This window comes from Actinorectispora metalli (assembly GCF_056323685.1).
Genome location: NZ_JBREYE010000001.1, coordinates 378394 through 402493, shown reverse-complemented (window position 1 = coordinate 402493; position 24100 = coordinate 378394). Strand labels below are relative to the sequence as shown.

Sequence of the window (24100 nt, the reverse complement as noted above, 5' to 3'; positions counted from 1 at the left end):
GTCGGGTGGTGGAGCGAGGGTCGGTTCGCTCCACCACCCGACGGGTCAGATCAACAGCGAACCGGGCAGGCCGTCGCCGCCCGCGCTCGCGAAGCCCGGAATGGGGCCGCTCGGCGGGGTGGGGATCGGCAGACCGGGGATGGCGCCGTCGCCGCCGCCCGGCAGACCCGGCGGAATCAGGCCGCCGCCGAGGTCCGGGATGGGCAGGTCGATCGGCAGATCGCCGAGGCCGGGGAGACCGGGCAGGCCCGGCTGCTCGGGCGCTCCGCCGGGGGCTTCGGCAGGCAGGCTGATCGGCAGCGCGTCGATGGGCAGCCCATCGATCGGGAGAGCGCCGTCGAGGGGAAGCCCGTCCACAGGCAGCGAGACCTCGACCGGCAGGCCCCCGCCGAGGATGTCGCCGATCGGCAGTCCGTCGATCGGCAGGCCACCGCCGAGCAGATCCCCGATGGGGAGGCCGTCGATCGGCAGTGTGCCCTCGATGGGCAGGCCGTCGCCGAGGATGTCCCCGATGGGGAGGCCACCGCCCAGGATGTCGCCGATGGGCAGACCGTCGATCGGCAGCGCGGGGGCGTCGCCGGGCAGACCGGCGCCGGGGCCGGTCGGGCAGCCGGGCTCACCGGGCGCGGGCTTCTCCGGAGCAGGCTGACCGGGCGCGGGCTTCTCCGGAGCGGGCTCGCCAGGGGCGGGCTTCTCCGGCATCGGCTTGCCAGGCGCGGGCTTCTCGGGCGTGGGCTCACCTGGGGCGGGCTTACCCGGCGCGGGCTTGTCAGGCGCGGGCTTGCCAGGTGCCGGCTTGTCAGGTGCGGGTTCGCCGGGGGCAGGCTTCTCCGGTGCGGGCTTGCCGGGCGCGTCCGGAGTGCCGCAGTCGGGCGCTCCGGGAGCGTCACCACCGGGCAGGCCAGGCAAGCCGGGCAGGCCGGGCAGACCACCGCCGGGCAGACCGGGCAGGCCAGGGAGGCCGCCCGGAAGCTCGGGGAGACCGGGCAGACCGCCGCCGGGACCACCGGGGAGACCGGGGTGGCAGTCACCGCCGGGGAATGGCGGGTGTCCTCCACCAGGCAGACCAGGGTGGCATCCGCCGGGCTGGTCGGGGGCGCCGGGCTTCTCCGGGGCAGGCTTCTCGCCGCCGGGCATGCCCGGCTTCTCGGGGGAGCCGCCCGGCTTCTCCGGTGCGGGCTGCTCCGGAGCGCCACCAGGGTTACCGGGGCTGGGCTGGCTGGGCACGCCGCTGTCGGCGGCGGAGAACGGCAGGGCGATGTCGCCGCCGGGGAAACCGCCGATGGGCAGGTCACCCAGGCCGGGGAAGCCGCCGGGGATCTCGCCGCCGCCGGGCAGGCCAGGGAAGCCCGGCAGGCCGCCACCCGGCAGCTCACCGCCGCCCGGAATACCGCCGGGCAGGCCCGGGATGTCCGGGAGACCGCCACCGGGCTGCTCGCCGCCCGGGATTCCGCCGGGCAGACCCGGGAAGCCGGGGAGACCGCCGCCAGGCTGCTCGCCGCCGCCCGGAATACCGCCGGGCAGGCCGGGGAAGCCGGGGATACCGGCGTCGGGTGCGCCGCCGCCCGGGTTGCCGACCGGCAGGCCGGGCAGGCCGCCACCGCCGCCGGGGAGTTCAGGGGCGGCGCCGTCGCCGCCGCCAGGGAGGTCGCCGCCGGGTACGTTCGGGACGCCGCCGGGCAGGCCGGGGAGCAGACCGCCGCCACCGCCGGGCAGGCCCGGGATGCCGGGGAGGCCCGCGCCGCCGCCGCTTTCGGCCAAACCGCGGCGGGCGCCGTCGAAGCCGCCGCCTGCCGCTCCGCCCGCCGCAGCGCCCGCGAGCTTGCCGCCCTCGGTGCCGACCGCCTTGCCGATGGCGCCGCCGATCGCGCCGCCGATGGGGGCCGCGGGGGGTGCGATCATGCCGCCGATGGCGCTCCCGGCCATCGATCCGCCCATGCCGCCCGCCGTGCCGCCGATCTGCCCGCCGATGGCCTTGCCGATCTTGCTCGCGGGGTCCGCGGTGCCGGTCGCGGTGCCGGTCACGCCGCCGAACGCTCCTTCGGCCGCACCGCCCGCCGCGCCACCGCCGGTGCCGCCCGCGACGGTGCCGAGTTGTTTGCCGATCTGCTCACCGCGCTGCTTGCCGCTGCCGTCACCCTGCTTGCCGGTGATCATGCCCGCGGCCTGCTCGGCCCCGGTGCCTGCCATACCACCGAGGTTCTGGCCGATCTGCGAGCCCAACTGCTGCCCGATGACGATGCCGGTGCCGGTCGGGTCGGCGAATCCGCCGCCGATCGGAAGCTCTCCGAGGCCGGGAATCGGAAGCTGGTCAAGGCCGGGAACCGGAGGGTTCTCGTCGGCCATCGCGGTGCCGCCCAACGGCAGCAGAAGTGCGCCGGCCGCCACAGTGCCACCGAGAACGGCACGACGGAGCGGGTTGACCTTGTCTGATTCGTACCAGCTCTTCTTTTTCCAGCTGTGACGTCCCATTGATTCTTCCCTAACGCCAGAGAAAGGGTCTCCTGTGGTTGCTACAACGGGGATTGGTCTCGGAAGATACGTGTCTCATCTGCGCAAGAATGGGCATTCGTGGAGGTCGGAATAAGTGAGCGCTAAAGCTCGCTAAGATGGTTCCGTGATCAGAAACGGGATTGCCCTGCTGGCGGCATGTCTGCTGCTCGCGGGGTGTGGCGGTGAGCCTGCTCGCGATCCGGCTCCCGCCCCCGGGGTGCCCACAACGGCTGTGACGACGGCCACGGTGACCAGCGCAGTCGCCCCCGGCGTACCGGGATCGCCGGTCTTCGAACGCGTCCGCCAGCGCGGAAAGCTGCACGTCGGTGTGCTCGCCCCGAGGGCGAAGCGCGGCGACGGCGGCGAATGGACGGGCTTCGACGTGCAGGTCGCAAGGCTGATCGCGGTCGAGTTCGGGCTGTCCGAGCAGCAGGTTCTCTTCAAGGACCTGCCCGCCAACCTGCGCGCGAGAGCGGTTCGGGACGGCGATGTCGACCTGCTCATCGGCGGAGTGGCCGACGGCGAGGTGCCGGTCGCGAAGGCCGGACCCTATCTGATCGTGGCGGGACAACCCGAATTCATCGGCCTGCCCGCCAAAGACCGGGCACTGCGGATCACACTCAACTCCCTGCTGCGGACCGCGCTCGGCGACGGTCGACTACGTCGGGCATTCGACGCCACACAGGTGGGTTCGACGCAGTCCGAACTGCCGACACCCGAGCAGATTCCGACGCAATAATGGCATAGCTCGCCAAATAGGCGCTGATTGACAATCGGTTGGATATTTCCTTCCCGCGTTTCGAAAAGGAGCACTTGCCCGGGCCTCGTCGGCGGCCGTGCCTTGTCGATGATGCCCCGCACCGCAAGGGCAAGCTTCGTTTCGGCCACGTCCCCGACTGCTCGATTCGGATCACCTGGCCACGGCACCACTCGACCTGCTCTCCGGCCCCGTGTAGCGCCTAGAGGAAATTGGCGGTTTCACCGGTTTTCGCGGGGGGCATGCCGGGCGCCTGGTCCTGCATGACCTCCGCGCTCAACGCCGTCCCGCCCTTCTTCCGCCGCCGCAGCCAGCCCTCCAGCCAATGCGCGGCCCACGTCAGCAGGGCGTTGATCACGATGTAGATCGCCGCGATCACCAGGTAGGCGGGGATGACGTTGCTGAACTGGGTGCCCACCAGCGAGCCCTGCCGCAACAGGTCCGGTGCCGCGACGGCCGCGCCGCCCAGCGCGGTGTCCTTGAGGATCACCACCATCTGGCTGAGGATCGCGGGCAGCATCGCGGTCACTGCCTGCGGCAGCAGCACCAGGGTCATCGTCTGCGTCTTGCGCAGGCCCAACGCCTTGGCCGCCTCGGTCTGCCCCTGCGGCAGCGCGAGGATTCCCGCGCGCACCACCTCGGCCAGCACCGAGCTGTTGTACATCACCAGCGCGGTGACCACGGCGAACTGTGCGCGGTACTCCGAGGGAACGTCGAGGATGTAGGCGAAGAAGTTGTTGAAGAAGATCATCCCGATCAGCACCGGGATGGCCCGGAAGAACTCGACGATGGTGCCCGCGGGCACCCGGACCCACCGGTGGTCCGACATCCGGGCGATACCCAGCACCGCGCTCAGCGGCAGCGCGATGACGATCGACACGGCGGCCAGTTGGAGGGTGATCAGCAGCCCGGGCAGCAGGTAGGTGCTCCACACGTCGCCGCGCAGGAACGGCGTCCACTTTTCGGCGTCAAGCTGCGCCTTGGCGTCCAACCCGAGATAGGTGTACCACGCCACGACCAGCAGGAACGCGGCGAAGAGCACGGTGTAGACGCCGTTGCGTACCTTGGCCTTGGGGCCGGGTGCGTCGTAGAGAACGCTGGTGCTCATCGGCGCACCGCCACCTTCCGGGCCACCCAGCCGAGCACGAGGCCGGTCGGCAGCGTCAGCACCACGAAGCCCAGCGCGAAGATCGCGAACACGAGCAGGATCGCGTCACTCTCGTTCTCGATCATTTCCGACATCAGGTAGGACGCCTCGGCCACCCCGATCACGCTCGCGACGGTGGTGTTCTTGGTCAGTGCGATCAGCACACTGGCCAGCGGGGCGATCACCGATCGGAAAGCCTGCGGCAGGATCACAATGCGCAGGGTCTGCACGAACGTCAGGCCCACCGCGCGGGAGGCTTCGGCCTGCCCGACGGGCACCGTGTTGACGCCCGAGCGGATGGACTCGCAGACGAAGGTCGACGTGTAGACGATGAACCCCAGCACGGCGAGCCGGAAGTTGTTGTCCACGATGAAGGTGCCTGAACTCTCGCCCGCCAGCTTCAGCCCGAGGGTCTGATACAGGCCGAACGAGCAGAAGAAGATCACCACCGTGAGCGGGGTGTTCCGCACGATGTTGACGTAGGCGGCGCCGAACCCCCGCATGAGCGGCACCGGGCTGACCCGCATGCCTGCCAGGATCACGCCCCAGATCAGCGAGCCGATCGCGGAGAGCACGGTGAGCTGCACGGTCACCCAGAAGGCGCCGAGCAGGTCGTATTCACTCAGGAAGTCCAGCACACGTCTCCCTCAAGACCCGTGAGTGGCAACCCGATGCGGATTGCCACTCACGGAGTCCGACTTGCTATTTCTCGGTGATCTGCGGGGGCGATGGGATCTCGTAGTTCGCGGGCCCCAGGTGACGCTCCAGCGAGGCCTTCCACTCACCGGAGTCGATCATCTTCTGGATCGCCGCGTTGACGGCCGCCTGGCCTTCCTTGTCGTCCTTGCGCAGGCCGACGCCGTAGCGCTCCTCGGTGAACGTCTTGCCGATGAGCTTGAGCTTGCCGGTGTTCTGCGCCGCGAAGCCCGCCAGGATGGTGTCGTCGGTGCTGACCGCGTCGATGGTGCCGTTGAGCAGCGCCTGCACGCACTCGGAGTACCGGCCGTACTCCTGAAGCTGGACCTCCTTGGCGAACTTGTCCTTCACCGCCTGGGCGGAGGTGGAGCCCTTCACCGAGCACAGCCGCTTGCCGTTGAGGGTCTCCGGACCCGCGATGTCGGTGTTGTCCACGCGCACCAGCAGGTCCTGACCGGCGATGAAGTACGGGCCGCCGAAGGTGACCTCGTTCTTGCGCTTGTCCGTGATCGAGTAGGTCGCCGTCACGTAGTCGACGTCGCCCTTCTTGATCAGGCTCTCGCGCTCGGCGCTGAGCGCCTCCTTGTAGGTGATGCCCGCCTCGTCGACGCCGAGTTCCTTGGCGATGAACTTGGCGACGTCGACGTCGAAGCCGACGATCTTGCCGTCGGGCTGCTTCTGGCCGAGGCCGGGCTGGTCGAAGCGGACACCGATGGTGAGCTTCTTGGTCTCGCCCGCCCTGGCCTTGAGCGACTTGTCGCCGCCGGTGCCTCCGCCGCCACAGGCCGCGGCGAACAGCAGCGCGGCGGCTGCCATACAGACGCCGAGCACTCTGGTGATGCGCATGTGCTCTTCCCTTTCGATATGACGCCGGGTACTTCCACCCCGCGTGCCGGTACCCGTCAGTGCGTCAGGATCTTGCCCAGGAAGTCCTTCGCCCGGCTCGACTTGGGCGCGGTGAAGAACTCCTGGGGCGGCGCGTCCTCGACGATCTCCCCATCGGACATGAACACCACGCGGTTGGCCGCCTTGCGGGCGAAGCCCATCTCGTGCGTGACCACCAGCATGGTCATGCCCTCGGACGCGAGTGTGGTCATCACGTCCAGCACCTCGTTGATCATTTCCGGGTCCAGCGCCGAGGTGGGCTCGTCGAAGAGCATCACCTTCGGCTTCATCGCCAGCGCCCTGGCGATGGCGGCACGCTGTTGCTGGCCGCCGGACAGCTGGGCCGGGTACTTCTCCGCCTGGTCGGTGATGCCGACCCTGGCCAACAGGGTGCGCGCCAACTCGCGGGCCTCGTCCCGGCCGAGTCCGCGCACCTTCACCGGCGCGAGCATCACGTTGTCGATGATCGTCTTGTGGGCGAAGAGGTTGAACGACTGGAAGACCATGCCCACGTCGGCGCGCAGCCTGGCCAGCGCCTTGCCCTCGGCGGGCAGTTCCTGGCCGTCCACGCGGATGGTGCCGTTGTCGATCGGCTCCAGGCGGTTGATCGTGCGGCACAGCGTCGACTTGCCCGAGCCCGACGGCCCGATCACCACGACGACCTGCCCCGCCGCGACCTGCAGGTTGATGTCCTTGAGCACGTGCAGAGGCCCGAAATGCTTGTTCACTCCGACCATGTCGATCATGGGCGGCAGCGTCGCCGTAGTGCTCATGGCGACACCCTAATCATGATGATCGGGGTCGTGCCCGGCTTGTGACCTCACCGGTACCCACCTCGTTACGTAAACGCGCATGATCTACTCCGCTCGGCCGGGAAGCTCCCCCGACCGGGCGACGTTGGGATCGACGAAGGGATCACAACCACTACTGGGGGTTTACGTGCTCAGCATCGGCGCTGTCCTGGGAATCGCGGCCGTGGCGCTCGCCATGGTCCTCACCCCGGGGCCGAACATGATCTACCTGGTGTCCCGCTCGGTGACCCAGGGCGTCCGCGCGGGCCTGGTCTCGCTGGCGGGCGTCGCCGTCGGCTTCCTCTGCTACCTACTGGCCGCAACCGCGGGCATCGCGACGGTATTCGCGCTGGTCCCGAGCCTGTACACGGCGATCAAGCTGGCGGGCGCGCTGTACCTGCTGTGGCTGGCCTGGCAGGCGGTCCGGCCCGGCGGCGCGTCGGTGTTCGCGCCGCGGGACCTGCCAAGGGACGGCGCGGGCAGGCTGTTCACCATGGGCCTGGTCACCAACCTGCTGAACCCCAAGATCGCGATCCTGTACGTGTCGCTGCTGCCACAGTTCGTCGACCCGGCCCGGGGCGACGTCGCGGTGCAGAGCTTCCTGCTCGGCGGCACCCAGATCGCGGTGGCGCTGACCGTGAACGCCCTCATCGTGCTCACCGCCGGTTCGGTGGCGAATTTCCTGGCGCGACGACCGTCGTGGCTGCGGGCCCAGCGGTACGCGATGGGCGCCGTGCTGACCGGGCTCGCCGCGAGCATCGCGCTGGACCGCACGCCCGCCACGGCCCGCTGACCTGATCCCGGCATCGATCTCCGCTTTTCGAGTCGTACCCTGGTACGGATAGGAAAGGGATTGAGACTTTGCCTGCTCGGAGCTACCAGATCCGCACGTACGGGTGCCAGATGAACGTGCACGACTCGGAGCGCCTCGCCGGACTGCTGGAGGACGCGGGCTATGTGCCCGCCCGGCCCGAGGGCGAGGCCGATGTGGTCGTGTTCAACACCTGCGCGGTGCGGGAGAACGCCGACAACAGGCTCTACGGCAACCTGGGGCACCTGCGGCCGGTGAAGGCCGCCCACCCCGGGATGCAGATCGCCGTCGGCGGCTGCCTCGCCCAGAAGGACCGCGGCGACATCGTGCGCCGGGCGCCGTGGGTGGACGTGGTGTTCGGCACGCACAACATCGGCTCACTGCCCGCGCTGCTGGAGCGGTCAAGGCACAATGCCGAGGCGCAGGTCGAGATCCTGGAGTCGCTGGAGGTCTTCCCCTCCACGCTGCCCGCCCGCCGCGACTCCGCCCACTCCGGCTGGGTGTCCATCTCGGTGGGCTGCAACAACACCTGCACCTTCTGCATCGTGCCCGCGCTGCGGGGCAAGGAGAAGGACCGCCGCCCCGGCGAGATCCTCGCCGAGGTGCGCGCCCTGGTCGCCGAGGGCGTGCTCGAGGTGACGCTGCTCGGGCAGAACGTCAACTCCTACGGCGCCGAGTTCGGTGACCGGCTCGCGTTCGGCAAGCTGCTGCGGGCCTGCGGGGACATCGACGGGCTGGAGCGGGTGCGGTTCACCTCCCCCCACCCGCGTGACTTCACCGACGACGTGATCACCGCGATGGCCGAGACGCCCAACGTCTGCCACTCGCTGCACATGCCGCTGCAATCCGGCTCCGACCGGGTGCTCAAGACGATGCGCCGCTCCTACCGCGCCGAGAAGTACCTGTCGATCATCGACAAGGTGCGGGCCGCCATGCCGGACGCGACGCTGACCACCGACATCATCGTGGGCTTCCCCGGCGAGACCGAGGAGGACTTCCAGGCCACCCTGGACGTGGTCCGCGCCGCCCGCTTCTCCGGCGCCTTCACCTTCCAGTACTCCAGGCGCCCCGGCACCCCGGCCGCCGATATGGATGAGCAGGTGCCCAAGCGGGTCGTCCAGGAACGCTACGACCGGCTCATCGAGTTGCAGGAAGAGGTGTCGTGGGAGCTCAACCGCGGCATGGTCGGCACCGAGGTCGAGGTGCTGGTCGCCGCGGGCGAGGGCCGCAAGGACGCCGCCACCCGCAGGCTGTCGGGTCGGGCCCGCGACGGCAGGCTCGTGCATTTCAACCCCGGTGACACCCGCGTTCGGCCGGGCGACCTCGTACACACCGTGATCACCTACGGCGCGCCCCACCACCTGGTCGCCGACGGTGCTCTGGTGTCCCACCGCCGCACCAGGGCGGGCGATGCCTGGGAAGCTGGCGTCACGCCGCGGACCAAGGGCGTGAGCCTGGGCCTGCCCGCCTTCGGCGCACCCGCGCCGATGCCCGCCGCCACCGGCGGTTGCACCGCCCCATGACCGAAGACCCCGAGGAGTTGGCGGCGTTGCGAGCCGAGATCGACGAGGTGGAACGCAGCGCCCTGCGCCGCATCGAGCCCGGTCACCGGGCGCTCGTGGTGGCGGTTGCGGTGCTGGCCCTGCTGCTGGCCTTCGTGCTGCCCTGGGTCGGCGGCGTCAGCGGCTGGCAGATCCTGCTCCGCCAGGACACCCCCGGCGTCCGGATCAGCGCCGTGCTCCGCGTCTTCACCGGCTTCGCCGTCGGCATCGTCGCGCTCTGCGCCCTCACGCTGATCATCCGCCGCTGGGCCCTCGCCGTGATCACCGCCTGGGCCGCCGCCCTCGGTGTGGTCATCAGCGTGCTGTCCATCTGGACCACCCAGACCGGCCCCGGCAAGACCTTCGGCCCTGGCCCCGGCTACGGCCTCATCCTCGCCGCCATCGCCATCCTCACGATCTCCATCCAGTGGTTCAAGACCACCTTCACCCGCGACCTCTGAGCCCTGTTCCCGGACGTGGCGTCCCAAGCCCGGGAACAGGCCTGGGGCCTCAGGGATTGTCGATGTTGAGGGTGTAGCTGCCGGAGCCGCTGTAGGCGTGGACCTGCCAGCGGTAGTAGCCCGCCGTGCCGTTGTAGGTGACCGTTTCGCTGGCCGCGGGGGTGGTGCCCTCGGCGACCTTGGTCCAGGCGGACCCGTTCCACTTTTGCAGGTACAGGTCGTAGTCGCTGCCGGACGGGCCGGTCAGGCAGCCGCGGTGGGTGCCCGAGGTGGTGCTCTGGTAGTAGCTGTTGTTGGGCTGGTAGGCGACGGCGCCGCTGTTCAGGGAGCCGGTGTAGCTCGCCTTGGAGCAGGTGCCGCCGGGCGGGGTGGTGGTGGAGGTCGGCGGAGTGGTCGTGCTGCCGCCGGAGGTCACCAGCGTCAGGCCGTAGGTCTGCAGGATCTCGGCCAGCGGCTGGTAGTAGGTGACGTAGCCGCCCTGGCTGCACCCGCCCTCCACGCCGGAGGTCACGCCCTGGGCCTGGTTGCCCGCGAGGAAGGAGCCGCCGGAGTCACCGGGGTCGGCGCAGGCGGAGGACTTCACCAGGCCGGTCACCGAGCCCTGCGGGTAGTTGACGGTGGCGTTCTTGGAGGTGATGGAGCCGCACTTCCAGCCGGTGGTGGAGCCCGACCGGCAGACCGAGGCGCCAACGGCGGCCTCGGTGCCGCCCGCGACGTTGACGGTGCCGCCGCTGTAGTTGTTGACCACCGGCAGCGGGTTGGAGCCCGCGGCGGTGACCCAGGCGATGTCGCTGCCGGGGAAGGTGGAGCCGCCGAACGAGCCGTAGGACGCGCCGCCCGAACTCGCCGACACCGTGGCACCGGTCCGGCCGCAGTGGCCCGCGGTGGCGAAGCCCGCCGTGGAGCCCTTGCGCACCGAGAAGCCGATCGAGCAGCGACCGCTGCCGTTGATGTAGTAGGCGTCTCCACCGCGCAGGTCCACCGCCGGGGTGGGCGCGAACTTGGCCTCCTCCACGGTGACGCCCTCGATGCCCGCGACCGCCTTGCGCGCGGCGTCGGCCTTGCCGGGCAGCGCGTTGACCACGACCGCGTTGGCGCGCGGATCGACGTTCCAACTCGCGACGCCGTCCTTCGCACCGGCCGCCAGCTTGTCCAGGGTCGACTGGAGGTCGCGGGCCGAGCGGGTCACGACCCGGGGCTCGGCGCCCGCGCGGCGGACCTCGGCGGCCTTGACGCCGTCGCTGATGTTGACCACCAGCCTGCCGGTGGCGGTGTCGAACCAGGTGCCTGCCAGTGCCGTGCCGAGGCTGCGGCGCAGGTTCTGCTCGGCGCCCGCGGCGAAGGCCTCCTGGCCCAGCCGCTGCCTGGCCTGCTGTTCGTTCAGGCCGAGGTCACGCTGCATCGCGGCCAGCATGCCGGTGGGCAGCTCGCCCGCGAACGGGGTTGGGGTCGGCGTCGCGGTGGCGACAGCACCGAGCCCCGCTGCGGAACCGGCGATCGCCATGGCGGCGACCGCGAGGCCCGCGAGGTGCTTTCTCATGCCTCTCCGATCTCGTGCAGGGTGCCCGCAGGCCGCGGCAGGGGGTCTGCGGCGCGCGGGTGTCGGCGGTGAGGGACCGCCCGCCTCCCGGCGTCACCCGATCGGGTGAGGGAGACGGGCGGAGCCTAAATTCTGAAAATCCTTACCCGTAACTGTGAAAGGTGTGGAAGGCCATTCCAACGGCCCATAGCCGGAAGTCCGGTTGGCCCAGGTCGGGGCGGAAATTGGGCATCCCGTGTCGGGCAAGGCCTTTCCGCGTCGAGGCGGTCTTCGCCAATCTCGGGAAGGCCAGTGACTTATGCGGGCGTTGCTCGTACCCTCCTGACAACCCCTGCAATTTTCTGCTCGGATAGAGGGACAAATGAGCAAGAAATCGCATAGCGCGGCACTGCTGGTGGTGGTGGCCATGGTGCTCACCACCCTCGGCGTGCCCGCCGACGCGCAGAGCGCCGACGGCAGGCTCGGCGCCATCACCGGCTTCCAGGCCGAGGGCTCCACGTTCACGATCTCGTCCGGCAAGGCGAAGGTCCGCGTCGTGTTCTCCGACGCCGACCTGTTCCGCATCTGGCTGGCGCCGGACGGGAACTTCACCGATCCGGCCAACACCCCGCCGACCGATCCGAAGGCTCCGGCGGCCAACATCATCGTCAAGAAGGACTACCCGGCCCCGAAGGTGCAGTCGAGCGAGCTGCCCGACCGCTACGAGATTCGCACCGACAAGGCGGTGCTGCGGGTGGCGAAGAATCCGGTCCGCTTCTCCCTGTTCACGACGCAGGGCAAGCAGGTCTGGGCGGAGACCGCGCCGCTGAGCTGGACCGGCGACGGCACCTCGCAGGCGCTGTCGCGGGGCGAGCAGGAGCAGTACTTCGGCGGCGGCATGCAGAACGGCCGCTTCAGCCACCGCGACCGCACCATCAAGATCGAACGCAACTTCAACTGGGTGGACGGCGGCTATCCCAACGCCTCCCCGTTCTATATGAGCACCGCGGGATACGGCGTGCTGCGCAACACCTTCGCGCCCGGCAGCTACAGCTTCACCAGCCCGGTCAACACCCGCCACGCCGAGCAGCGCTTCGACGCCTACTACTTCCTCGGCGACCTCAAGGGCGTGCTCGACGGCTACACCGAGCTCACCGGACGGCCGTTCCTGCCGCCGATCGCGGGTATGGAGTACGGCGACGCCGACTGCTACAACCGCTCCAACCCCGCCTACAAGGGCGAGAAGCACCCGGAGAAGCTGAAGACCCCGGATGCGATCGCCTACGCGCAGCGGTTCGTCGACCACGACATGCCGCGCGGCTGGATGCTGGTCAACGACGGCTACGGCTGCGGCTACCAGGACCTGGAACGGGTGGGCGCGGAACTGCGCAAGCGCAACATCGACCTGGGGCTGTGGACCGAGTCGGCGCTGACCAACCAGGAGTTCGAGGTCGCCAAGGCGGGCGTCCGAGTGCGCAAACTCGACGTCGCCTGGGTCGGCCCCGGCTACCGGCACGCGTTGTCGGCCTGCGAGGACGCCTACAACGGCATCGAGCGGCACAGCAACGCACGCGGCTACGCGTGGATGGTGGAGGGCTGGGCAGGCGCCCAGCGCTGCGCCGTGCAGTGGACCGGTGACCACTCCGGCAACCTGGACGCGATCCGCTGGCAGATCCCCGCCATCCACGGCTCCGGCCTGTCCGGCATCGCCTGGACCGCGGGCGATGTGGACGGCATCTTCGGCGGCAGCGCGCAAAGCTACGTGCGCGACCTCCAGTGGAAGGCCTTCAGCCCGGTGCTAATGTCGATGTCGGGCTGGGCGCCCAAGGACAAGCAGCCGTGGAACTACGGCGAGCCCTACACCTCGATCAACCGCGACTACCTGCGGCTGCGCGAGCGGCTGCTGCCCTACCTCTACACCTATGCCGCGCAAGCACACCGCACCGGAACCCCGCCCGCCCGTTCGCTGGTGCTGGAGTACCCGAACGACCCGATGACCTGGGGCAACGCCGCCACGCACGAGTTCCTGGCAGGCGAGTCGTTCCTGGTCGCGCCCGTGTACCAGAACAGCACCACCCGCGACGGGATCTACCTGCCCGCGGGGCGCTGGGTGGACTACTGGACCGGCGCGGTGCACACCGGCAACCGCACCCTCAACGGCTACCAGGCTCCGCTGGAGCGGCTGCCGCTGCTGGTCAAGGGCGGCGCGATCGTGCCGATGTGGCCCGAGGGCATCAACAACCACCGCGAGGTCAAGCCGGACGCCCGCCTCACGGTGGACGTCTACCCGAGCGGCGAGTCCTCATTCACGCTGTACGAGGACGACAAGCAGACCCGGGAGCACCGCAAGGGCCGCTTCGCCGAGCAGCGCTTCACCAGCAAGGCCCCCGAGTCCGGTGTGGGCAACGTGGATCTGACCGTCGGTGCCAGCGTGGGCGACTACGCGGGCAAGCCGACGGCGAGGCCGTACGAGTTCGTGGTGCACACCGGCTCGCAACCCGCGTCCGTGACGCTGGACAGCGGTCCGCTGACCCGCTACAGCACCCGCCAGGAATGGGAGAAGGCCGCGCAGGGCTGGTACTTCGACGCCGCCGACCGCGGCGGGGTGGTGCGGGTGAAGACCACCTCGATCGGCACCGACCGGCAGTTCCGACTGGCACTGCACGGCACCTCGGCGATCGGCGGGCGCAACCCCGAGCCCGCCGTGGTCGCCGCCGTCGCCGCGACGGACGACCTGGTGCCCGCGGGCACCACGACCACCGTCACCACCACCGTCCGCAACGACGACAAGCAGCTGCTGCGCAACCTGAAGGTCGAGCTTGCGGTGCCCGCGGGCTGGACGGCAACGCCATCGCGCAAGAGCAGGCCGCACCAGTTCCTGCCGCCGGGCGGACAAGCCGAGTTCGCCTTCGACGTGACGGTGCCCGCGGATGCCAAGCGGGACAGCTATCCCATCGCGGCCACGGCGAACTACCAGGTCGGCAACCGTGCGCTGAGCAGCACCGACCGGGACACCCTCAGCACGCTCCCGGCGGCACCGCGAGGCACGCCGTTCGCGAGCGAACTGGAGTTCATCGAGGAGTCCAACGGCTGGGGCCCGGTCGAAAGGGACCGCGCCAACGGGGAGAACGCCACCGGTGACGGCGGGCCGCTCACCCTCGACGGCGTCGCCTACGCCAAGGGCCTCGGCGCGCACGCCCCGTCGAAGGTCCGCGTCTACACCGGCGGCCAGTGCTCGACGTTCACCGCCAAGATCGGGGTGGACGACAGCCGCAGCGAAACCGGATCGGTGACCTTCGAGGTGCACGCCGATGACCGCAAGGCCTTCGACAGCGGGGTGATCCGCAAGTCCACCCCCACCCGCGAGGTCTCCGTCGACCTCGGCGGGGCGAAGTTCGTCGACCTCGTCCTCACCGACGCGGGCGACGGTGTCTACGCCGACCACGGCAACTGGGCCGAGGCCCGTTTCACCTGCTAGCGCACGGGAAGGGGCCACCGGCGGTGTGCCGGTGGCCCCTCGGTGGTGATTCGGGTGCTGTCTATACGACGGAACTAACAGCGTCCCGCGTTGCGCCACGCCGCCCACGAAGTTGGATCGTCCGGCCTGGCGTTGGAGGAGTACCAGGTCGACTCGAACTTCTGCCCGTTGTGCACGACCACCTCGCCCGGCGCGTAGATGGCCGAAGCGCTCCAAGCCTTCGCGGACGCGCAGTTGGCGTTCGGCTTGGGCTGGGGCTTGGGCTGCTGCTGCGGCGGCTTGGCCTGCGAACCGGTCGTCACCAGCGTGAGGCCGAAGCTCTGCAAGATCGGCTGGAGCGGCTGGAAGAACGTCTGCGGCGTGCCGGGCTGGCCGCAGAACGGGCCGCCGCCGGAGGTGACGCCCTGGGCCTGATCGCCCGCGATGAACGAACCGCCGGAGTCGCCGCGGTCGGCGCAGGCGTTGGTCCGGGTCAGGCCGTTCACCACGTCAACGCCGCCGTCCTGCCGCCCGTAGCGGACGGTCTGGTTGAAGGCCTGGATGCGGCCGCAGCGGTAGCCGGTGGTGCGGCCCATCCGACAGACGGCCGAGTTGACCGGCGCGACCTGTGCGCCCGCCACCCGCTGCGGGTGCTGGAGCACCGCGGGCTGGCCGGTCCAGCCGCTGACCGCCTCGACGTAGGCGATGTCCTGGCCGGGGAAGCGGGAGCCGCGGAAGGAGCCGAACCGCTCGTTGCGCACGTTCACCGCCGCGCCCGCCTGACCGCAGTGACCGGCGGTGGCGAAGCCGTGCACGCCATTGCGCAGCGTCGGGAAACCGATCGAGCAGAGGCCGCTGCCGTTGATGCTGTACTCCTCGCCGCCGGAGAAGTTGCCCGCCATCAGCTGCGGGGCGGCGGTCTCCACGACCTTGACCTGTCCGTCGCTCGCGCCGAGGGACTTGGCGAAGGATTTCGCGTGCTCGGTCCTGCCGCGCTGAGCGCTGATCGTGACAGTGTTGCTGAGCTGGTCGACGTACCAGCCGCTGACGCCTGCGGGCGCCTCCTTGGCCTTGGTGTTGAGCTTGGAGAACACCGCGCCGAGGGCGGGCGCGGAGTTGCGGACCCAGCGGGCCTCGGCACCGGCCTCGCGGGCCTCGTGCATGCGGTCGCGGTTGCTGACGTTGGCAACCAGCTTGCCCTTGGCGGGGTCGAAGAAGGTACCCGCCAAGTCGGCGCCGAGCTTGCGGCTCAACGTCTTCTCGATGCCCGCGGCGCTGAACTGCTGGGCGAGCTGGGTGCGGGCCTGGTCCTCGGAGAGGCCGAGGTCGGACTGCAGGGCGGCGAGCATGCCGGTGGGAAGCTCACCGGTGAAGGTGGCGGGTGCGACGGCGGGAGTGGCTGTCGCGGGCAGGCCGACGGCCATGGTGGCGGTCGCGGCCAAGACTGCGAACGCGAGGCGATGCGCTCGGATGGGCTTCATACGGTCTCCAGGGATGCAGGGGACACATCAAGGGGGGTGTGTCCTCGCGGAGCAAGTGGTCGCGCAACCTGCAATCACGCTAAGTGTTGGAAATTCTGGTTAACAGCCGCTGTTTAGGCCATTCGTGTGGCCCTCGATAGCTCGGCAGACGGACCAGCGTTGGGCCGTTCAGGCATGAACGCTCGTCACGATTGGTGGTTCGTCCTACTCGAGGTGATCAAGCTATGCACGTTCGGCCCAATGGCCCAGCCCGCTCGGCGGTACCGAATACGTCGCTTGCTCGCGCAATCTTTAACCGGCGGGTAGTACGTCTCTAACACGAGACGAGGTGGGGCGTGGCCACCATGGACGGCAGGGACTTCACTGAGCTGGTGCCGCTTCGGACCGACTTCGACCGCGTCTGGCGCGGGTTCGATAAACGCCAGGTAAGACATTACGTCCAGTCGGTGGAAGCCGATCTGCGTCTGCTGACGGCCGATCGCGACTGCTGCGCCGAGCGGGCGGAGGTGCTGGCCCGCGAGGTGGATGCGTTGCGCTGCACCAACACCGAGCTCATCGCGCAGATCGACCGCATCTGCCGCACCCCCATCTCGCCCACTGCGCTGGGTGAGCGCACTCGGCGAATGCTGGTGCTGGCGGCGGACGAGGCCGCCGAGATGGTGGCTCGCGCCGAAGCGGCCGCGGAGCACTGCTGGGCGAGCGCGCAGGCCTCGGCGGAGCGGCTGCGCGAGCGTTACCGCACCTTGCTGTCCGAAGTGGACGCTCGTAACCGGGAGATGGACGCCGAGCACCGCGCCCTGGTGGAGCGGTCCCGCGCCGAGGCGGAGAAGCTCACCAAGGAGGCCGAGCGGCGGCGGGCCGAACTGGACGAGCAGGATGCAAACCGGCGCAAGGAGATCATGGTCGACTTCGATCTCGCCATGAACGAACGCCGCGCCGAGGCGTGTGCCGAGGCGACCAAGCGGCGAGCCGAAGCGCTCGCCCGCGCGGAGGCACTGGTGCGCGATGCCGAGGAGGAAGCCGCCCGCCGCAAGGCGGAGACCGACGAGGCGATCGCCGCGGCGTTGGAGGAGGCCGACCGGCGTCTCGCGGAGATCGGGCGGCAGACCGAAGAGCTGGTGGCAGTGCGCAATGCGATCGCCGGGCAGCTCAAGGCGACCACCGAAACGCTGAGCAAGGCGTCTCCGCTGCTGGTCGAACCCGCCGACCGCGATATCCCGAAGCAGCGCACCGCGGACCAGGCCACGGAGGAAGCCGCCCGCCCCGAGCCCGAGGTCACCGCGGCAGCCCAGGAGCAGTAGCCCACCCGAGGGTCCGAGGTGCGCTGTCGGCCTCGGAAGGGCATCTGACGAGAGCCTCGGTGCTCAGATCGTGCCGTGCGCACGGCGGTCGGGCAGGGCAGCGCGGGCGATCACATCGGCCAGTTCCGGGATGCCGTCGGCCACCGCGGCGCAGGTGATGCGCACGTGGTCCGCCGGTAGCGCGGCGGCGAGGAACGGTGAGCCGGGCGCGGCGGTGATCTGGTTGACCGCCAACGTGATCAGCGCCGTCTTCTCGTCCCACACCTCCACCCACAGGTTGAAGCCGTCGGTGCCGCTGACCCGCACCCCGCGGGCCGCCAGTTCCTCGGTCAGCCGCGCTCGACGCGCCGCGTAGGTCGTGCGGGCGGCCGCGACCTCGGCCACCGAGGCGGGGTCGGTGAGCAGGTGCAGCAGCAGCGACTGGAGCAGGCGACTGGACCAGGACGGGCCGAGCAGCCTGCGCCGCACCACCCGATCCACGATCGCGCCCGCGCCGCCGACGGCCGCCAGCCGCAGGTCGGGGCCGTGGGATTTGGAGAAACCGCGGACCAGCACCGTGCGCGTCGGCAGCCACCGGCCCAGACTCACCGGCTCTGCCGTGGACAACGCCGCCCAGTGGTCGTCCTCGACGACCAGCACGTCCGGATGCGCCCCCAGCAGCGCGGCCAGCCGTTCGGCCCGCGCCCGCGTCATGGTGTGCCCGCAGGGGTTGTGCGCACGCGGTTGCAGGACAACGGCTTTCGCGGGCAGCGCCGCGGCCAGCGACTCGGGCACGATGCCCTCGGCGTCCACGTCGAGGCCGACCACCTCGACGCCGCGCTGCTCCAGCACGTCCAGCACCGGCGGGAAAGTGGGGTTCTCCACCAGCACTCGGTCGCCGAAGCCCAGCGTGGCATCCACGATGCGGTCCAGGGCGTCCATCGCCCCATCCACCACCGTGATCGCCTCGGCGGGAAACGGCCAGTCCGAACGCAGCAACTCGGCCAGGTCGGGCAGCACGGGGGAGTCGAAGTAGGAGCCGGTGGCGGCGTGCCGGCCCACCGTGCGCAGCGCCCGCCCGAGGTCGGGCAGCAACTCCGGATCGGGCGTGCCGGTGGACAGGTCCAGCACGGCACCGGCCACATCCCGGTGCAGCCGCGCCCACCGGGTCGGCTCAGGGGTCCGGGCGGGACCACGCACGGTGGTGCCGAGGCGGCCCTTGGTCTCGATGACGCCGTTGCGCAGCAGCGTCTGCCACGCCTCGGACACCGTGGTGGGACTGACACCGAGGTGTTTGGCCAGGTCGCGGACGGTGGGCAGCCGGGTGCCGCGAACCAACTCGCCCGCGCTGACCAGACGGGCGATGTCCCTGGCCACGCCATCGGCGCTGCGGTCGGAGAGTCGCCCGGCCAGGTCTGGTGCACTCAGCATTTTTGTACAGTAACAAAGTTCCTATTGTGTTAGACAAGTGTGTGCTTTTTCATGGAGGTATGCGACGCATCTCCCATCTGATCGGCGGCTCGTCCGTGGCAGGCGGCTCGGGGCGGACCGGCGACGTCTTCAATCCCGCTACCGGAGCCGTCACGGCGCAGGTCGACCTGGCCTCGGTCGGGGACGTCGACGCCGCGGTGGCGGCGGCCGCCGAGGCGTTCCGGACGTGGCGGGAGGTGAGCATCGCCCGCCGCACCGAGATCCTGTTCGCCGCGCGGCACCTGCTGCACGAGCGCCGGGACGAACTCGCCGCGGCGATCACCGCCGAGCACGGCAAGGTGCTCTCCGACGCCGCGGGGGAGGTCTCCCGCGGCCTGGAGAACCTGGAGTTCGCCTGCGGCATCGGCCAACTGCTCAAGGGCGGGCACAGCACGCAGGTCGCCACCGGGGTGGACGTGCACGAGGTGAAGCAGCCGCTGGGTGTCGTCGCGGGCATCACGCCGTTCAACTTCCCGGTGATGGTGCCGCTGTGGATGATCGCCAACGCGATCGCCTGCGGGAACACCTTTGTGCTCAAGCCCAGCGAGAAGGATCCCTCGGCCTCGCTGCTGCTCGCCGACATCTTCACCGAGGCTGGTCTGCCCGCGGGCGTGCTCAACGTGCTGCACGGCGACAAGGTCGCGGTGGACCGCCTGCTCGAGCACTCCGAGGTCGCCGCGGTCAGCTTCGTCGGCTCCACCCCGATCGCCCGCTACGTCTACGAACGCGGCTCCGCGCACGGCAAGCGCGTGCAGGCGTTGGGCGGGGCGAAGAACCACATGGTCGTGATGCCCGATGCCGATGTGGACGCCGCCGCGGACGCCGCGGTGTCGGCGGCCTACGGCTCGGCCGGTGAGCGCTGCATGGCCGTGTCCGTGCTGGTCCCGGTCGGCGAGGTGGCCGAACCCCTGCTGGACGCGGTGCGCAAGCGCATCGACGGCCTGGTCATCGGCCCCGGCACCGACGCGTCCTCGCAGATGGGGCCGCTCATCACCGGGGAGCACCGCGACCGGGTCGCCTCCTATGTGGACGATGCAGTGAAAGAGGGCGCCACCGTGCTGGTGGACGGCCGGGAGCGGCCCTTCGACGGCGACGGCTTCTTCCTCGGCGTGAGCCTCGTCGACCGGGTCCGCCCGGAGATGGCGGTCTACCGCGACGAGGTGTTCGGCCCGGTGCTGACCTCCGTGCGGACCGGCAGCTTCGAGGAAGCGCTGGCGCTGGTCAACGCCAACCCCTACGGCAACGGCGCGGCCGTCTTCACCCGCGACGGGCGCACCGCGGCCCGGTTCGAACGCGAGGTCACCGCGGGCATGGTCGGCGTGAACGTGCCGATCCCGGTGCCGGTCGCCTACTACTCCTTCGGCGGGTGGAAGGACTCGCTGTTCGGCGACTCCCACGTCTACGGACCCGAGGGCGTGCACTTCTACACCCGCACCAAGGTCGTCACCACCCGCTGGCCCGACTCCACCCCAACCGCCGTCGACCTCGGCTTCCCCCGGAACAGGTGAGCCCGATGAACGAGGAGCAGGTCCGCGCGGACGACCGCGCCCACGTCTTCCACTCCTGGTCAGCCCAGGCCGCGATCGACCCGCTGCCGATCGCCTCGGCGGAGGGCTGCTGGATCACCGACTACCAGGGCAACCGCTACCTGGACTTCGCCTCCCAGCTGGTGAACGCCAACCTGGGCCACCAGCACCCCGATGTGGTCGAGGCGATCGTGACGCAGGCCAAGCGGATGTGCACCATCGCGCCGTCCTTCGCCAACGACGTGCGCGGCGAGTTGGCCCGGCTGATCGCCGAGCGGGCACCCGACGGGCTGGACAAGGTGTTCTTCACCAACGGCGGCGCGGAGGCCAACGAGCACGCGATCCGGTTGGCGCGCCTGCACACCGGCCGCTCCAAGATCTTCTCGACCTACCGCTCGTACCACGGCGCCACCGCGGGCGCGATCACCGTCACCGGCGAGCCGCGCCGGTGGGGCAGCGAGCCCGGCATCCCCGGCGTGGTGCGGTTCTTCGGCCCGCACACCTACCGCTCCGCCTTCCACGCGAGTGACGACGCGCAGGAATGCGAGCGGGCGCTGGCCCACCTGGAGGAGGTGTTCGCCCTCGAAGGCCCGCACACCGTCGCCGCGGTGCTGTTGGAAACGGTGGTGGGCACCAACGGTGTACTGGTCCCGCCCGACGGCTACCTCGCCGGTGTCCGCGACCTGTGCGATCGTTTCGGCGCGCTGCTGATCTGCGACGAGGTGATGGTCGGCTTCGGCAGGGTCGGTGAATGGTTCGCGGTGGACGCCTGGAACGTCGCGCCTGACCTCATCACCTTCGCCAAGGGCGTCAACTCCGGCTACGTCCCACTCGGCGGAGTGATCATCTCCGACGAGGTGGCCGACACCTTCGCCCAACGCCCCTACCCCGGCGGGCTGACCTACTCGGGGCACCCGCTGGCCTGCGCCTCCGGGGTCGCCTCGATCCGGGTGTTCGAGCGCGACAATCTCCTCGACCACGTGCGGCGGCTCGGCCGCGAGGTCGTCGAACCGGCCCTGCGCAAGCTCGCCGAACGCCATCCCAGCGTGGGCGATGTGCGTGGCCGCGGTCTGATGTGGGCGGTGGAACTCGTCCGCGACCGCGACACCAGGGAACCGTTGGTGCCGTTCAACGCCGCCGGTCCCGCGGCCGAGCCGATGACCCGGCTGGCGGCGGCGTGCAAGCAGGGCGGGGTGTGGCCGTTCACCCACATGAACCGGCTGCACATCGTGCCGCCGCTGGTGATCGGCGACGCCGAGTTGGAGCAGGGCCTGGACGTGATCGACGCGGCCCTGGACATCGCCAACGGGTACACCCGCTCATGAGCCGCGCCCGCGACCTCGGCCTGCCGCTGCCCGGTGTTCCAGGGCCGGGCAATGCCATCACCGATGTGCCGGGCGTGCAGGTCGGCTACCGCACCCTGATCGAGGGCGACGCGGTGCGGACGGGCGTGACCGCGATCCTGCCGCGCGGCCGGGACGGCATCGGCACCGCCTGCGCCGCGGGCACCTACTCGCTCAACGGCAACGGCGAACTCACCGGCACCGCCTGGATCGAGGAGACCGGTGCCCTCGCGGTGCCGGTCATGATCACCAACACCCACGCCGTCGGGCCGGTGCACCGCGGGGTGATCGACTGGATCACCGCGCACCGGCCCGAACAGGCCAGGCAGTGGCTGCTGCCGGTCGTGGGAGAGACCTGGGACGGCTACCTCAACGACGTCAACGGCGACCACGTCCGCCCGGCGCACGCGGGCGAGGCCATCGACGCGGCCCGCGGCGGCCCGGTGGCCGAGGGGTCGGTGGGCGGCGGCACCGGCATGAACTGCTACGGCTTCAAGGGCGGCAGCGGCACCGCGTCCCGAACCGTCCAGCACGGACCCGACAGCTACACCGTGGGTGCGTTCGTGCAGGCCAACTTCGGCTCCCGCCGCGAACTCACGGTGGCGGGCGTTCCGGTCGGCGCCGCGCTGGCCGAGGACAACCCCATCGAGGACTGGGTGGGCACGGGCGGCGCCGGTTCGGTGATCGCCGTGGTGGCCACCGACCTCCCGCTGCTGCCCGGCCAGTGCAAGGCGCTGGCCCGCCGGGTGCCGCTGGGCCTGGCCCGCACCGGAACCAGCGGCTCGCACTTCTCCGGCGACCTGTTCCTCGCCTTCTCCACCGCCAACCCCGGCGCACTCACCAGCGCCTTCCACCCCACCCCCGACGCGGGCTACGAGACACTGCGGTTCCTGCCCTGGGGCCGTATGGACGCCGTCTACACCGCCGTCGTCCACTCCGTCGAAGAAGCCGTGCTCAACGCGCTCTGCGCCGCCAAGCCCATGACGGGCCGCGACGGCCACCGCTCACCAGCCCTGCCGGTGAGCACCCTGCTGACCCTGCTGAACAGGTAATCGAGGTGGCACATGCCCTCGGAGCCCCCACCCCTGCGCCGTGAACTGAAAATGCTGGGCACCGTGTTGATCACGCTGTCCGCCATCACCCCGGCCTCGTCGGTGTTCATCATCGCCCCCGGCGCCATCGCCGCCGCGGGCACCGGAGCCCTCTGGAGCTTCCTCGCCGCGGGCGTCGTCGGCGTGTTCATGGCGTTCGTCTACGCCGAACTCGGCTCCGCCTACCCGGTGGCGGGCGGCGAGTACACGATCATCGGCCGCGTGCTCGGCCCGCTGCCCGGCTTCGTCACGCTCGGGCTGATGCTCATCACCCAGCTTTTGATCCTCGCGGTGATCGCGCTGGGCGTCGGCACCTACCTCGGCGTGCTGTTCCCCGACCTGCCCCGCGATGTGATCGCCGCGGTCGTCGTGCTCGCCGCCGCCGTGCTGTGCGTCTTCGACATCAAGGTCAACGCTGTGGTGACCGGCGTCTTCCTCGGCATCGAACTGCTGGCGCTGGTCGTGGTGAGCGCGCTGGGCTTCGCCACACCGGAACGCTCGCTGCCGCAGGTCCTCGCCGAACCCGTCGCACTCCAAGGCGGCTCCCTGGTGCCGGTGACCATCGGCCTGATCGGCGCCGTCACCGCGGTGGCGGTGTTCGCCTACAACGGCTACGGCTCCGCGGTGTACTTCGGTGAGGAGACCACCGACGCCCGCCGCAACATCGCCCGCGCGGTGCTCTGGTCGCTCGTCGTGGCGGTCGCCGCCGAGATCATCCCGGTGGCCGCGGTGCTCACCGGCGCCCCCGACCTGGCCGCGCTCTTCGCCTCCGACAACATGCTCGGCGACTTCCTGACCCTGCGCGGCGGCCCCGAGGTCACCACCGCGGTCAGCCTCGCCATCGCGCTGGCGATCATCAATGCGGTGATCGCGATCCTGCTGCTCAGCTCCCGCCTGGTGTTCAGCACCGCCCGCGACGGCTGCTGGCCCCGCGCCGTGAACGGCGCGCTGAGCGTGGTGCACCCCCGCTTCGGCACCCCGTGGACCGCCACCCTCGCCACCGGCGCGGTCGCCGCCGCGGTCTGCTTCACCGACGAGACCCTGCTGCTGGTGCTCACTGGCAGCGCCCTCGTCGTGGTCTACGCGCTGCTCTGCGTCGCCGTGATCATTGGCCGCCGCAACGGCGCCACCGCCCACGGCACCTACCGCATGCCCCTGTTCCCGCTACCCCCGCTGGCGGGCCTGGCCGCCTTGGTCTACGTCCTCTACCAGCTGGCCGCCGACCCCGTCATCGGCCGCCCCAGCCTCCTGGTCACCGCCGCGATCATGCTCCTGGCAGGTCTGTACTACGCACTTGTCCTCCGCCGCCGCGCGCCAGACCCGGACTTGGTGTCCTAAGCCCGGGTCTGGA

18 protein-coding genes are annotated in these 24100 nt (G+C 70.3%); 10 read left to right on the top strand and 8 right to left on the bottom strand.

Translation table 11 applies throughout. The annotated features are described in order from the left end of the window. Positions 1-45 precede the first annotated feature (45 nt). A complete protein-coding gene (locus ACU6XJ_RS01840) occupies positions 46-2388 on the bottom strand; it encodes a hypothetical protein (protein ID WP_476306180.1) in 2343 nt (780 codons plus the stop codon). A 229-nt stretch (positions 2389-2617) separates the two neighbouring features. Between ACU6XJ_RS01840 and ACU6XJ_RS01835 the strand changes: the two genes are divergently transcribed. Then, the gene (locus tag ACU6XJ_RS01835; RefSeq protein WP_476306178.1) at positions 2618-3232 is read left to right on the top strand and encodes a type 2 periplasmic-binding domain-containing protein; all 615 of its coding nucleotides are present in this window, start codon (positions 2618-2620) and stop codon (positions 3230-3232) included. Positions 3233-3452: 220 nt separating this feature from the next. On the opposite strand, the gene ACU6XJ_RS01830 is transcribed toward ACU6XJ_RS01835, so the two are convergent. The 4 genes from ACU6XJ_RS01830 to ACU6XJ_RS01815 all read right to left on the bottom strand — a co-directional run bounded on the left by ACU6XJ_RS01830 (position 3453) and on the right by ACU6XJ_RS01815 (position 6724). Then, positions 3453-4358, bottom strand: coding sequence for an amino acid ABC transporter permease (locus ACU6XJ_RS01830; protein ID WP_476306177.1), 906 nt, complete (start codon positions 4356-4358; stop codon positions 3453-3455). Continuing rightward, positions 4355-5035 carry an amino acid ABC transporter permease gene (locus ACU6XJ_RS01825; RefSeq protein WP_476306175.1) on the bottom strand — a complete coding sequence of 227 codons (681 nt, stop codon included), beginning with the start codon at positions 5033-5035 and terminating at the stop codon, positions 4355-4357. The genes ACU6XJ_RS01830 and ACU6XJ_RS01825 overlap by 4 nt, the downstream gene beginning before the upstream one ends. A 64-nt stretch (positions 5036-5099) precedes the next feature. Then, a complete protein-coding gene (locus tag ACU6XJ_RS01820) occupies positions 5100-5939 on the bottom strand; it encodes a glutamate ABC transporter substrate-binding protein (RefSeq protein ID WP_476306173.1) in 840 nt (279 codons plus the stop codon). A 56-nt stretch (positions 5940-5995) separates the two neighbouring features. Next, a complete protein-coding gene (locus ACU6XJ_RS01815; protein WP_476313755.1) occupies positions 5996-6724 on the bottom strand; it encodes an amino acid ABC transporter ATP-binding protein in 729 nt (242 codons plus the stop codon). 193 nt (positions 6725-6917) lie between these two features. Here ACU6XJ_RS01815 and ACU6XJ_RS01810 point away from each other — a divergent pair, with 193 nt between their 5' ends. The 3 genes from ACU6XJ_RS01810 (at position 6918) to ACU6XJ_RS01800 (ending at position 9582) form a co-directional block, all read left to right on the top strand. Continuing rightward, positions 6918-7562, top strand: a complete 645-nt coding sequence (locus tag ACU6XJ_RS01810) for a LysE family translocator (protein WP_476306171.1) — start codon at positions 6918-6920, stop codon at positions 7560-7562. Positions 7563-7630: 68 nt separating this feature from the next. Continuing rightward, positions 7631-9103 carry a tRNA (N6-isopentenyl adenosine(37)-C2)-methylthiotransferase MiaB gene (gene miaB, locus ACU6XJ_RS01805; RefSeq protein WP_476306169.1) on the top strand — a complete coding sequence of 491 codons (1473 nt, stop codon included), beginning with the start codon at positions 7631-7633 and terminating at the stop codon, positions 9101-9103. After that, a complete protein-coding gene (locus ACU6XJ_RS01800) occupies positions 9100-9582 on the top strand; it encodes an Rv2732c family membrane protein (RefSeq protein ID WP_476306167.1) in 483 nt (160 codons plus the stop codon). Before miaB ends, ACU6XJ_RS01800 begins: the two co-directional genes overlap by 4 nt. 49 nt (positions 9583-9631) lie before the next feature. Here ACU6XJ_RS01800 and ACU6XJ_RS01795 read toward each other — a convergent pair whose 3' ends face one another. Continuing rightward, a complete protein-coding gene (locus ACU6XJ_RS01795) occupies positions 9632-11122 on the bottom strand; it encodes a S1 family peptidase (RefSeq protein ID WP_476306166.1) in 1491 nt (496 codons plus the stop codon). 361 nt (positions 11123-11483) lie between these two features. Between ACU6XJ_RS01795 and ACU6XJ_RS01790 the strand changes: the two genes are divergently transcribed. Then, positions 11484-14579 carry an NPCBM/NEW2 domain-containing protein gene (locus ACU6XJ_RS01790; RefSeq protein ID WP_476306164.1) on the top strand — a complete coding sequence of 1032 codons (3096 nt, stop codon included), beginning with the start codon at positions 11484-11486 and terminating at the stop codon, positions 14577-14579. A 74-nt stretch (positions 14580-14653) separates the two neighbouring features. Here the strand turns inward: ACU6XJ_RS01790 and ACU6XJ_RS01785 are convergent, their stop codons facing one another. Continuing rightward, complete coding sequence (locus tag ACU6XJ_RS01785) at positions 14654-16039, bottom strand: trypsin-like serine protease (protein WP_476306162.1); 1386 nt, start codon at positions 16037-16039, stop codon at positions 14654-14656. 335 nt (positions 16040-16374) lie between these two features. Here ACU6XJ_RS01785 and ACU6XJ_RS01780 point away from each other — a divergent pair, with 335 nt between their 5' ends. After that, the gene (locus ACU6XJ_RS01780; RefSeq protein ID WP_476306160.1) at positions 16375-17340 is read left to right on the top strand and encodes a hypothetical protein; all 966 of its coding nucleotides are present in this window, start codon (positions 16375-16377) and stop codon (positions 17338-17340) included. A gap of 63 nt (positions 17341-17403) precedes the next feature. Here the strand turns inward: ACU6XJ_RS01780 and ACU6XJ_RS01775 are convergent, their stop codons facing one another. Further along, complete coding sequence (locus ACU6XJ_RS01775; RefSeq protein ID WP_476306159.1) at positions 17404-18750, bottom strand: aminotransferase class I/II-fold pyridoxal phosphate-dependent enzyme; 1347 nt, start codon at positions 18748-18750, stop codon at positions 17404-17406. 59 nt (positions 18751-18809) lie between these two features. Between ACU6XJ_RS01775 and ACU6XJ_RS01770 the strand changes: the two genes are divergently transcribed. The 4 genes from ACU6XJ_RS01770 to ACU6XJ_RS01755 are packed head-to-tail and all read left to right on the top strand — an operon-like array spanning position 18810 to position 24087. Continuing rightward, positions 18810-20297: a CoA-acylating methylmalonate-semialdehyde dehydrogenase gene (locus ACU6XJ_RS01770; protein ID WP_476306156.1), complete on the top strand. Its 1488-nt coding sequence runs from the start codon at positions 18810-18812 to the stop codon at positions 20295-20297. A gap of 5 nt (positions 20298-20302) precedes the next feature. Then, positions 20303-21640: an aminotransferase class III-fold pyridoxal phosphate-dependent enzyme gene (locus ACU6XJ_RS01765; RefSeq protein ID WP_476306153.1), complete on the top strand. Its 1338-nt coding sequence runs from the start codon at positions 20303-20305 to the stop codon at positions 21638-21640. Further along, positions 21637-22710: a DmpA family aminopeptidase gene (locus ACU6XJ_RS01760; protein ID WP_476306151.1), complete on the top strand. Its 1074-nt coding sequence runs from the start codon at positions 21637-21639 to the stop codon at positions 22708-22710. The genes ACU6XJ_RS01765 and ACU6XJ_RS01760 overlap by 4 nt, the downstream gene beginning before the upstream one ends. A 12-nt stretch (positions 22711-22722) precedes the next feature. Beyond that, on the top strand, positions 22723-24087 hold the full coding sequence (locus ACU6XJ_RS01755) for an APC family permease (RefSeq protein WP_476306150.1): 1365 nt from the start codon (positions 22723-22725) through the stop codon (positions 24085-24087). Positions 24088-24100 lie beyond the last annotated feature (13 nt).

Excerpts from the sequence above, each read along its gene's own strand:
- ACU6XJ_RS01830 (WP_476306177.1), bottom strand. The coding sequence starts at position 4,358 with ATGAGCACCAGCGTTCTCTACGACGCACCCGGCCCCAAGGCCAAGGTA.
- ACU6XJ_RS01820 (WP_476306173.1), bottom strand. The coding sequence starts at position 5,939 with ATGCGCATCACCAGAGTGCTCGGCGTCTGTATGGCAGCCGCCGCGCTG.
- ACU6XJ_RS01815 (WP_476313755.1), bottom strand. The coding sequence starts at position 6,724 with ATGATCGACATGGTCGGAGTGAACAAGCATTTCGGGCCTCTGCACGTG.
- ACU6XJ_RS01800 (WP_476306167.1), top strand. The coding sequence starts at position 9,100 with ATGACCGAAGACCCCGAGGAGTTGGCGGCGTTGCGAGCCGAGATCGAC.
- ACU6XJ_RS01795 (WP_476306166.1), bottom strand. The coding sequence starts at position 11,122 with ATGAGAAAGCACCTCGCGGGCCTCGCGGTCGCCGCCATGGCGATCGCC.
- ACU6XJ_RS01790 (WP_476306164.1), top strand. The coding sequence starts at position 11,484 with ATGAGCAAGAAATCGCATAGCGCGGCACTGCTGGTGGTGGTGGCCATG.
- ACU6XJ_RS01785 (WP_476306162.1), bottom strand. The coding sequence starts at position 16,039 with ATGAAGCCCATCCGAGCGCATCGCCTCGCGTTCGCAGTCTTGGCCGCG.
- ACU6XJ_RS01775 (WP_476306159.1), bottom strand. The coding sequence starts at position 18,750 with ATGCTGAGTGCACCAGACCTGGCCGGGCGACTCTCCGACCGCAGCGCC.
- ACU6XJ_RS01770 (WP_476306156.1), top strand. The coding sequence starts at position 18,810 with ATGCGACGCATCTCCCATCTGATCGGCGGCTCGTCCGTGGCAGGCGGC.
- ACU6XJ_RS01765 (WP_476306153.1), top strand. The coding sequence starts at position 20,303 with ATGAACGAGGAGCAGGTCCGCGCGGACGACCGCGCCCACGTCTTCCAC.
- ACU6XJ_RS01760 (WP_476306151.1), top strand. The coding sequence starts at position 21,637 with ATGAGCCGCGCCCGCGACCTCGGCCTGCCGCTGCCCGGTGTTCCAGGG.
- ACU6XJ_RS01755 (WP_476306150.1), top strand. The coding sequence starts at position 22,723 with ATGCCCTCGGAGCCCCCACCCCTGCGCCGTGAACTGAAAATGCTGGGC.